The sequence below is a fragment of the Pelotomaculum sp. FP genome (genome assembly GCF_004369245.1).
Taxonomy (GTDB): Bacteria; Bacillota; Desulfotomaculia; order Desulfotomaculales; family Pelotomaculaceae; genus Pelotomaculum_C; species Pelotomaculum_C schinkii.
The window spans coordinates 18,145-28,826 of the sequence record NZ_QFGB01000052.1; the positions used below are offsets into that span (position 1 = coordinate 18,145).

Below are 10,682 nucleotides of genomic sequence, written 5' to 3' on the forward strand. Positions count from 1 at the left end.
TAATGATGTCAGGGATCTGGATATTTGACGAAAATTGCGAACTAACTTTAGAGCTTTTAAATGCCGGCCGGAATTTAGCTGACGAATTGGGCGTCAATTTGGTGGCCTTAGCGGCTGCTGAACAATTTGCTCGGGAATACATTAAACATGGGGCTGACGAGGTTCTGCTGCTGCCTTCTTTGAATAAGGAACAGCCACTTGAAGCTTATGTTCCGGTCATGGTTGAAGCGGCCCGCAATGCTGATCCGGATGTGTTCTTCATTGGAGCAACCAAGCGGGGAAAAGAAATGGCAACCCGAATTGCGGCCGGCCTGAATACCGGACTTTGCACGGAATGTAATTCCTTTACGTTAGATCAAGATAAGAAATTTTTGGTTATGGAACGCTTAATCTACGGGGGAAAGGCCATACAAAAGATAGTTTGCTCCACCAGGCCCCAGATGGCTACCATACCTGCCCGGACTTTTGAGCAAGCTCCATTACAAGAAGGGAAAGAAGGAAAAATTACCAGCCTGCCGTCGGCGCCGTTTTCTGCCGTGAAGGTCATTAACCGGACTCCGAAGGTACAGGAAGCAGTGGATATAACCGAAGCAAAAATTATTGTCAGCGTTGGGCGCGGAGTCGAAAAGAAAGAGGACATTGCTTTAGCTGAGGAACTTGCCCGTGTTTTGGGTGGTACGATAGGCTGTTCCAGGCCTGTAGCGGAAGACCTGCACTGGTTGCCTGAAGAGGTGTATATGGGCATATCCGGGAAAAAGGTTAAACCGGATCTTTACATTGGCCTTGGGGTGTCAGGGCAGATTCAGCACATAACCGGTATACGTGACAGCAAGGTAATATTAGCAATCAACCGTGATGAAAATGCGCCTATATTTGATGCCTCCGACTATGGCATCGTGGGAGACCTGTACGATGTCGTTCCCAAACTGATTAAAGAATTTGGCAACGTCCAAAAAATATAATTCAAGTGGTGTTGGAAATGGAAGAAGAAAAATTTGCGGCAATTATCATTGGAGCCGGTCCGGCAGGCAGTACAGCAGCTTACTTGCTGGCAAAGGAAGGCCTTGATGTGCTTCTGATCGAAAAAGGGGCAACTCCTGGCAGTAAAAACATGTTTGGAGGCCGGATGTACAGCCATGCCCTGCACAAAATTATGCCCAATTTCTGGGAAGAAGCCCCGGTAGAGAGGCCTGTGGTAAAGGAAACTCTAACCTTTATGAACGGAAGCCAGAGCGTTTCTTTGGATTTTCAGGAGGTAAATTGGGGTACCCCTCCATATCACTCCTTCACCCTTTTGAGAGCCGGTTTTGACGCCTGGTTGGCTGCAAAGGCTGAAGAAGCGGGAGCTATGGTTGCCTGCGGCATCCGGGTTGATGACCTCATTAGAGAAAACGGTCGGGTTGTGGGCATTCAGGCCGGCGAAGACAGGATGCTGGCCGATGTGGTCATTGCAGCCGACGGCGTAAATTCGCTCATAGCACAAAAGGCCGGCCTGGGTAAAAAGTTTAGTCCAAAGCAGGTGGCAACCGGAATAAAACAGGTTATCCAATTATCTGAGGAAACCATCAGCCATCGTTTTCAGCTTAGCGGGAACCAAGGTGCAGCCCAACTGTTTGTTGGCGACTGTACCAAAGGTATGCATGGCGGTGGTTTTCTATACACCAATAAAAGCAGCATATCCCTGGGACTGGTTGTCACCGCGGGAGCGCTGCAGCATAGTCAATATAAGATAATAGATTTGATGGAAGATTTTAAGGAAAACCCGCATATAGCTCCCTTAATTGAAGGTGGAGAAATAGTAGAGCATTCGGCCCACCTGGTACCTGAAGCAGGGTTGAATATGATGCCTCAACTTTTCGGAGACGGGATTTTAGTGGCAGGTGACGCCGCCGGATTTGTCCTCAATCTGGGTTATATTGTAAGGGGCGTGGATTTCGCCATCGCTTCAGGTGAAGCTGCTGCAAAAGCCGTTTTGGCGGCCAGGGCCAACAACAATTTCTCGCGCCAAGGACTAAGCACGTACCAGCAGTTATTAAAAGAAAGTTTTGTTATGAAAGAGTTGGTGGCCTACCGTCAGGCGCCCCAATTCATGGCAAACCCGCGCATATTTACAGCATATCCGCAACTGGTTACAGGCCTTATGGGCAAAATGTTTACCGTTGACGGCGGCCCTCCGGTACGCCTTTTGGGTAAAGTATTCAGCCAGATCAAACAAAGCAAGATCGGCTTGACCCAACTGGCCGTGGATGGCTTGAAAGGAGCGCGACTGCTGTGAAACGTATGAGCATTGAACAGTTGCTGGGAATCAATAAATTTGCCGTTGATGATGAAGCCCATATTGTCTTAAACAAGGATATATGCGCTGCTTGTGTGGACAAGCCTTGTACTTTTGCCTGTCCGGCAGGTTTGTACACAGAAAAAGACGGTGAAATTAGTTTTGATTATGCCGGTTGCCTTGAATGCGGTACATGCAGGGCTGTTTGTCCCAGGGAAGGAGCCATCAGCTGGCAATATCCCAGGGGTGGTTTCGGGATTAACTTCCGCTATGGTTAAAGGTGGCTTAATGTAAGTTATTAGGAGAAAATTATTTAATTAATTAAAGCAGGAGGTTTATGAAATGGAGAATACTTTGATTGATTTAAAAGTTGCGGAAGGTATTGCTACTGTTACAGTTAATCGCCCCAAAAGTATGAACGCTTTAAGCCGGGAAGTTTTGGAACAAATGGAGCAAGTTATCAAAGACGTGGCAAAAAATGATCAAGTAAGGGCATTGATCATTACCGGAGCAGGCAACAAGGCTTTTGTGGCCGGAGCAGATATATCCGCTATGGTGGATATGACTGCTCAAGAGGCCAGGGAATATAGTATTGTTGCACACAACTTGTATGGAATGATTGAGCAGCTGCCAATACCCGTAATTGCTGCCATTAACGGTTATGCGCTGGGAGGGGGTTGTGAATTAGCCCTGGTTTGCGACATCCGCATCGCTGCCAGTACAGCCAAGCTTGGGCAACCGGAAATAACACTGGGTATTATTCCAGGCTTTGGCGGCACGCAACGATTGTCCCGTCTTGTTGGCAAAGGAAAAGCCACCGAGTTGATTTTGACCGGAGGAATGATAGACGCTGAAACAGCGATGTCCATCGGCCTGGTAAATGCTGTGGCGCCACCGGAAACACTAATCGATGCGGCAGTAGACATGGCCAAAAAAATTATTGCCAATGGCCCCCTGGCTATAAAATACGCTAAGGAAGCAATCCATCGCGGTTTGCAAATGAGTCTGGACCAAGGGTGCAAATATGAAATTGAACTCTGGACTGATTGCTTTACTACCGAAGATCAGGACATTGGGATGAAAGCTTTCTTGAATAAACAAAAACCGTCCTTCAAAGGCCTTTAGGGATAGTACAATTGCTGAATTTCGATGCATTTAGTGTATACGAGGGAAACCACTATCAGATAGACTCTATCAAATACATTGACTGACAATATACTGCAATAATTAAGGAGAGAGTACCATGCTGATTCATGATAAATGTATGCAGGCTGGTGTAGTTGGTGCAGGTGGAGCTGGTTTTCCCACACATGCAAAGCTTAATTGCAAAGCAGAAATAGTGCTTGCAAATTGTGCCGAGTGCGAGCCGCTTCTCCGTATTGACCAACAAGTAGCATTGCGTTTTGCAGACGATGTTGTAAACGGGCTGCGCTTTGCAATGGAGGCTTGCGGTGCAAAAGAAGGTAAGCTGTGTATTATGGGTAAGCACAAGGAAGCAATTGCAGCATTGGAAAGCGCTTGTATGCCCGGTATTAAAGTTTTTATACTCAAAAATTATTTTCCTGCAGGTGATGAGCAACAGCTTGTGTGTGATGCAACCGGCCGCATTGTACCTGTAGGCGGGTTGCCGTTAGATGTAGGCGTTGTGGTGCAGAATTGCAGTACGCTTCGCAATATTGCCCGAGCACAAATGGATATTCCGGTGACACATAAGCATCTCACGGTCATAGGAGAGGTGGAGACACCTATGACTATAGAAGCACCTTTGGGTATGAGCTTCCGGGATTGTATCCGTTTAGCCGGTGGACCTGAAAATGAAGATAACTATGGCCTGATTATTGGAGGTCCAATGATGGGCTTCACCGAAAAGAATTGGGATAATGTTGTCACAAAAACAACCGCCGGTATTATTGTTTTGCCGAAAAATCATCCGCACTTAATGCGTAAGGACGCACCACAGGCCTTTAACCATAAGATGGCTCGAACTGTTTGCGCTGAATGCATGATGTGTACAGAATTATGTCCACGTCACCAGCTTGGTCTTAACGTAAAACCCCATTTAGCTATGCGTGCCGCAGCATATGGAAAGAAATACGAGGATAATGGGCTTTTCTCCTGCAGCAATTGTGGAGTGTGCTCCTATTTCGCATGCCCATTCGGCCTTTCTCCTGCAGCCATTACGACCGAAGCAAAGGCGGCCATGGCAGGCAGCGGCAGGAAGCCTGAAAAAGTGCAGCCGCAGGAGGCAATGCCAAGCCGGGAATACTCAAAAGTGCCGGTAAAACGGCTTATTGCACGTTTGGGCCTGAAAAAGTATGACGTAGCAGCTCCGTTCTATGAGGAACCCATTTATCCTGATCAAGTGAGGATGCCTTTAAGAATGCATATTGGTGCAGCTTGTGAACCCGTTGTCAGCATCGGTGATGCCGTGAATGTCGGACAAGTAATAGCACAACCTCCTCAAGGTAAGCTTGGTGTCAATATCCACGCATCAATTCCAGGCACGGTTCAGTCCATAGACAGTAGTTCTATTGTGATTAGTTAAAAAGGTTTTTTGGCGTTATTGATAAATTGAAGCAGAAGAAAGGAGGACAATAACAATGGAAGCATTGGGAATGGTGGAGCTTAACAGTATTGCCCAGGGTATTGCCGCAGCAGATGCAATGCTGAAGGCTGCAAATGTGCATATTATCAAATCACAACCGGTCTGCCCCGGCAAGTATGTCATCATTATTAGCGGCGGAATTGCGGATGTGAAAACGGCGGTACAGGTGGGTAATAATGCTGGTGGTATCAATGCGATAGACAGCATGATTATAACAAGTGTTCACGAGGATGTTTTACCTGCTATTACAGGCTGTGTGGAATTGAGCGGGGTGGAGGCTCTTGGTATCATTGAAACTTTTTCGCTGTCACAGGCTCTTGTATCGGCCGATCAGGCAGCTAAATCGGGGAATATATCTTTAATGGATATTCGTCTGGCTACCGGTTTGGGAGGTAAATCGTTTGTATTACTGACAGGTAGCGCTTCTGCCGTAAGCGCGTCTATTTCAGCAGCCGTTCAAGCGCGAGGGGAAGACAGCATGATTGTTAATACGGCGGTTATACCTGCACCACACAAAGAATTAGCTGCAATGCTTCAATAGTAATACGAGAACGTAAATTAATTTGTGTAAACAGTTATTAAGGGCAGAAGTGGCTATAATTTAACGAGTTTAACGCTTTGGTTCTGGCAGGGCAACCAAAAAGGTATAAGGGATGACTATAAGGTCATCCTTAATACCTGTCAGAACCCAATGGTTGCTCCGGTTGCTCTTCAAAAGAGTCGTATCCTCCATCTACTGGCTACTTTAAGGTGAATGAAGTTAATACCGTATTAACGATATATGATTACCTTTAATAACGTAATGGTACTGAAAGAAGTGGGGAATGATGAGTGATTTAGCCGATCTTTTGAGGAGAAAGAAACAATTGAAAGATGAGTCGGAGAAAAAAGTAACTGAAATTAATAAACAATGGTGCATGAGGATAAAATCATTTTATAGGCATCTTGAGGATTGGCTATCGGATTTAATTGAAGAAAAACTGTTATTTACATTGTACGAGGATATGACTATTTATAAACAGAGCCTGGGCGCTTACTATGCAAAAAAATTCATATTGATAGCGGGAGATAAAAGAATCGAGTTTATACCAAATGTAAGGTCTGCTGTTGGGACAACTGGAAACATACAATTGAAAACAAAAAAAGGGAAAATAACATTTGTGAGTGACAGGGACGGTATTTGGAAACAAGTTATTTCCCGGTCGCCATTTGAAGCTAAAATCCTTACTAAAGATTATCTTAGAAATTTATTGAAAAGTTTATTAATTTAATATATTTAATGTTTAATCATTCAAATGGTCATTGACATAAATTGATAATATCAAATAACAAATTAGGGTGGTAATAATGCATCAAACTAAATTGATAAATAAACAGGGACTTTCCGAGGAGCAATTCTTATTAACCTACGATGCAAGTAAATATGAGAGACTATCAGTAACAGTAGATATACTTATTTTTACTTTAACTGGGGAAGAAAAGAATTACGAGATGTTTCCAGGGAAAGTTTTGAAACTGCTTCTGATTAAAAGGGGTGGCCATCCCTATATGGGTAAATGGGCTATACCAGGGGGGTTTGTAAAAATAGATGAAAGCTTGGATGAAGCAGCACTAAGGGAACTCAAAGAGGAAACTAATATTGATGACATATATATGGAGCAACTTTATACATGGGGAGATGTATCCAGAGATCCACGCACAAGAGTGATAAGTGCTTCCTACATGTCACTTGTTGACAGCTCAACACTTAATATAAAAGCTGGTGATGATGCCGATGATGCTAAATGGTTTGCTATTTCATGTGAATTATATCAGGAGCAAAGGACTTTAACTAAAAGAGGATATATTCTACAGAAACTTTTCAAGTTGAGCTTGTCAAATGAAGGAGATAACCTTTCTGCCATTGTAAAGACCGTAAAAATAGTTGAAGGTAACGCAACCAAAACAGAAAGAACAGTTGTTGAATCAAATGGAATAGCGTTTGACCATGCAAAAATAATTGAGTATGCACTTGAAAGGCTAAGAAACAAAATTGATACACAGATGTTGCATTTAACCTAATGCCAGAGATATTTACTTTGCCTGAACTTCAACAAGCCAGAGCCCCATTGCATAGCAGTTGATGTGGGCTCCACCAACCCGGGTCCGTATTCCTGTGTCGGGAAGTCTTTGGCAAACCGCGCGCTGTTAAAAGGGATCTCGAGTTAATGCTGACGATTGGGAGGGATTTTAGCTTTGGGTATATCAAAAAAAACATCTTACTCTCCAAGAAGTCTGCGATATGCTGGAAGTTCGAGAAGCCCTAAAGTGGGAGAAGATTACTGAGGAAGTTAAAATCGTGATGATGACAAGCATGGACAAAGACCTTATGGAGGCTGCTAGCTAGAGCAATAGTAGATAAGGTAAAGCAGTACACTGAGCTAGAGTTTGACGAACATAATACCAACCCCGAGATTGCAACCGGGGACGGTATTGCTATTGCCTTCCGGGCCGGAGCGGAGGTCATGGATATGGAGTTTGTCCAGTTCCACCCGACTGGCTAAACCTGTCCGGCGTACAACGTTTTTTGATCTCAGAAGCAGTGCGGGGTGAGGGTGTGTACCTCCGGAATACTAAGGGACAGCGCTTTATGCCCAAGAAATTTAACAACAGAAAGGGAAAATGTTATGATACCATTTACTCCGCCACAGTATAAAAAAGATGTATTTACTTGCCCTCATTGTAATTCATATGCACAGCAATCTTGGCATCCGACAAGATATGATGTTTCAAATTATAATATTGCTTACCTTATGATATGCTTCTGCAGCAATTGCCAAAAGTATTCTTTATGGCATTATGAAAAAATGATATATCCCGATAATGGTGGCATTATGCCACCCAACCCTGATTTGGGTGAAGACATAATATCGGATTATAACGAAGCAAGTTCAATCTTTAATAAATCCCCACGTGGAGCTTTTGCATTAATACGTTTGTGCGTTCAAAAACTAACAAAACTGCTTGGTGAACCTGGAAAAAATATGAATGATGATATCGCTAGTCTTGTAAAAAAAGGATTACCTCTTCAAATCCAACAGGCCCTGGATATTATTCGTGTTATTGGGAACGCGGATGTATATCCTGGGGCAATAGATTTAAATGATAATCCTGATATGATTTTAAGCCTTTTTGAATTAATCAACATAGTTGCAGATGTTATGATAACTCAACCTAAAAAAATTAAAGAGCTATATGATAGGTTGCCGCAAACAAAGAAAGAAGAAATAATAAAAAGGGATTCACCTTGATTTGTTTTCTTTACTTAACTTGATCATAGGTATTAATACTGAGAAAATAGTTGGAGTAAAGTAGTGTTTTGCCAATTTCGTACTTGGCGAAAAAATTATCCACGTAAGAGTTAAATTGTTTTTTAACTGCACATTGGTCTGGTAAAAATAGAGTTCATAAAGACATCCTTTCGTCTTGTTGGGATATTGCTGGTAACTCTATTTTGCCAAGACAGGGGTGTCTTTTGCTGTTTTTCTATAAATTAAAGGAGAAATAGAGCAGTTATATCAAGGCTTTAAGGCTATTTTTCAAGTGAGAAACTTGAGTGAATAATTAATGAAAAATTATATTTTTTGTGATAACATAATAATATAGTTTTATGGTGTCTGAAAATAGCCTCTTTTGTAGACTCAAAAAGGGCTATTTCTAGTAATATTAATGTGAAATTTTTAACTTTTTAGTATACTTGAGAATATTTACAATTAAAGCAATCTGTTAACAAAATCCCGTCTTAAGGAGAGGGTCTTAATGCCGGGTTCAACTTCCAAAATAGAAAACGCCAATCTTATGTTAGCTGCTTTGGATGCGAGCTTTTGCGGTATTATTGTGGTTGATGTTGACGGTCAAATTGTTTCTGTAAATGAGGCTGCAAAACGTATTTTTGGACAGAAGGAAAAAGATTTGCTGGGTTGTAACATTCAAAAAGTATCTCCGGGTATCTATTTGACAAAAGTTTTAAAAACAGGTGAATGTGTAACTGGACAACGGATGTATATTGGTGAACGCTGTTATATATCAAATCATCTACCCATTACATATAACGGTGCAATTGAAGGAGCGGTCGCTGTATTACAGGACATAACAGAGTTGCAGGAGACAACAAAAGAGTTGCAATCCACGCGCCAGGTTATGAAACTACTTGAGACGGTTCTGGATAGCGACTATGAATGTATTGTGGGAGTTGACACAGAGGCAAAAATTACTATGTTAAACCAGGCTTATTGTAAATTCTTGGGTGTAAAGCAAGAAGAAGCATTGGGACGAAATGTTCAGGATGTAATCGAAAATACCCGACTGCATATTGTTCTGCAGACAGGCCGTCCGGAAATAGGGCAAATACAGCGAATCAACGGCCATAATGCAGTATGTTCCCGTATACCGATCAAAATTGACGGGAAACTAGTGGCTGCGATTGGCAAAGTGATGTTCCAGGATGTTTCCGAACTGCGTTCACTAATAAAAAAAGTGGGGCAGTTGCAATCTGAATTGGAGTATTATAAGGAAGAAATAAAATCTTATCATGAAACCAGTTACAGCCTGCAAGATATTGCAGGGGATAGTTGCTCAATGAGAGATCTGAAGAAACTTACCCTGAGGGTAGCAAAAAATAATTCTACAGTACTAATCCGTGGCGAAAGCGGCACAGGGAAAGAACTTATTGCCCATGCCCTGCACAGCTCAAGTCCCAGGTCTTGCGGCCCTTTTGTTAAGGTTAACTGTGCCGCTATGCCGGAAGAGCTTTTAGAATCGGAGTTGTTTGGCTATCAAGACGGAGCTTTTACCGGCGCCCGGAAAGGTGGAAAGCTCGGTAAATTTGAACTTGCAAATAAGGGGACCATCTTCTTGGACGAGATAGGTGATATGCCTATGAACATGCAGGTAAAACTTTTGCGGGTTTTGCAGGAAAAAGAAGTTGAAAGGCTGGGGGGAAACCGGCCTATCAAGATAGATGTGCGGATAGTGGCTGCCACTAACCGCAATTTAGAGAAAATGGTTCAGGAACACCTGTTTCGAGAGGACTTATTTTACAGGTTAAATGTTGTAAGTTTGAATATTCCGCCGCTGCGGGAACGACCGGAGGATATTCCCCTCCTGGCGGATGCAGTAATGAAAAAACTTATCAGGCGGCTTAACTGTTGCCGGAAAGCACTTGATGTATCAGCTATAGACTGTCTCACCACTTACCACTGGCCAGGCAACGTAAGGGAATTGGAAAACGTTTTAGAGCGGGTTCTTAATATCGTTGAGGATGAGATCATCACCGAAGATCATGTTGCACCTTATCTACCTAAACACGATATGGTAAGAGTATCTAAAGATGTGCGCCCTCTGAAAGAAGTTGTGGAGCAATTGGAAAAGGATATGATCTTAAAAGCACTGGAAAAAACAAAGGGTAATTGTATAACGGCCTCCAATTTGCTACAAGTAAGCAAATCAACATTCTACGAAAAAATGAGTAGGTATGGTATTTATAAAAAGTTCAATTAAATGATTATAAACACCCGGCTCAAGCTCCTCACCACTGAGGAGTATTTTCTAATGGGCTTCTATCCACCTTCCTCTAGCCATATGTGCAGCCAGATTATCTAAACAAGATAGCTCAATGATTTTCCTCCCTGGAAGACCTGGAGGTTATCCTGGTGGAGGGCGGGGAAAAAATATATTTATGTGAAACGTGCCGGTTGAAGGCCCGGTCTATGGGGCTGGACTATGTCAAGTATAAAAGTGTGCAGGGCGGGTGCCCCCGTTGCA

General features: G+C 43.0%; 9 protein-coding genes and 2 pseudogenes. All 11 read left to right on the forward strand.

Annotated features, from left to right (window positions below; all coding sequences use genetic code 11):
* Window positions 1-2: 2 nt before the first annotated feature.
* The 11 genes and pseudogenes from Psfp_RS16505 (at window position 3) to Psfp_RS16555 (ending at window position 10,418) form a co-directional block, all read left to right on the forward strand.
* Window positions 3-962 (forward strand): electron transfer flavoprotein subunit alpha/FixB family protein, encoded by a 960-nt coding sequence (locus tag Psfp_RS16505; protein WP_243120740.1) that lies wholly within the window; start codon window positions 3-5, stop codon window positions 960-962.
* A 17-nt stretch (window positions 963-979) separates the two neighbouring features.
* The gene (locus Psfp_RS16510) at window positions 980-2,275 is read left to right on the forward strand and encodes an FAD-dependent oxidoreductase (RefSeq protein ID WP_134219639.1); all 1,296 of its coding nucleotides are present in this window, start codon (window positions 980-982) and stop codon (window positions 2,273-2,275) included.
* Entirely contained in the window at window positions 2,272-2,553 is a 282-nt protein-coding gene (locus Psfp_RS16515; protein ID WP_134219640.1) for a ferredoxin family protein, read from the forward strand. Before Psfp_RS16510 ends, Psfp_RS16515 begins: the two co-directional genes overlap by 4 nt.
* Before the next feature lie 64 nt (window positions 2,554-2,617).
* Window positions 2,618-3,400, forward strand: a complete 783-nt coding sequence (locus tag Psfp_RS16520; protein WP_134219641.1) for an enoyl-CoA hydratase-related protein — start codon at window positions 2,618-2,620, stop codon at window positions 3,398-3,400.
* Between the two features lie 118 nt (window positions 3,401-3,518).
* A complete protein-coding gene (locus tag Psfp_RS16525) occupies window positions 3,519-4,820 on the forward strand; it encodes a 4Fe-4S dicluster domain-containing protein (protein WP_134219642.1) in 1,302 nt (433 codons plus the stop codon).
* 55 nt (window positions 4,821-4,875) lie between these two features.
* Window positions 4,876-5,421: a BMC domain-containing protein gene (locus tag Psfp_RS16530; RefSeq protein WP_134219643.1), complete on the forward strand. Its 546-nt coding sequence runs from the start codon at window positions 4,876-4,878 to the stop codon at window positions 5,419-5,421.
* Window positions 5,422-5,746: 325 nt separating this feature from the next.
* Window positions 5,747-6,151, forward strand: a complete 405-nt coding sequence (locus Psfp_RS16535) for a hypothetical protein (protein WP_134219644.1) — start codon at window positions 5,747-5,749, stop codon at window positions 6,149-6,151.
* A 76-nt stretch (window positions 6,152-6,227) separates the two neighbouring features.
* Window positions 6,228-6,976 (forward strand): annotated as a pseudogene (locus Psfp_RS16540) (NUDIX hydrolase); the annotation flags it as partial.
* Window positions 6,977-7,255: 279 nt separating this feature from the next.
* Window positions 7,256-7,536 (forward strand): annotated as a pseudogene (locus Psfp_RS16545) (FAD-binding protein); the annotation flags it as partial.
* A gap of 10 nt (window positions 7,537-7,546) precedes the next feature.
* Complete coding sequence (locus Psfp_RS16550; protein ID WP_134219645.1) at window positions 7,547-8,170, forward strand: DUF4145 domain-containing protein; 624 nt, start codon at window positions 7,547-7,549, stop codon at window positions 8,168-8,170.
* Window positions 8,171-8,678: 508 nt separating this feature from the next.
* Complete coding sequence (locus Psfp_RS16555; RefSeq protein WP_134219646.1) at window positions 8,679-10,418, forward strand: sigma-54-dependent Fis family transcriptional regulator; 1,740 nt, start codon at window positions 8,679-8,681, stop codon at window positions 10,416-10,418.
* The last annotated feature ends 264 nt before the right edge of the window (window positions 10,419-10,682 follow it).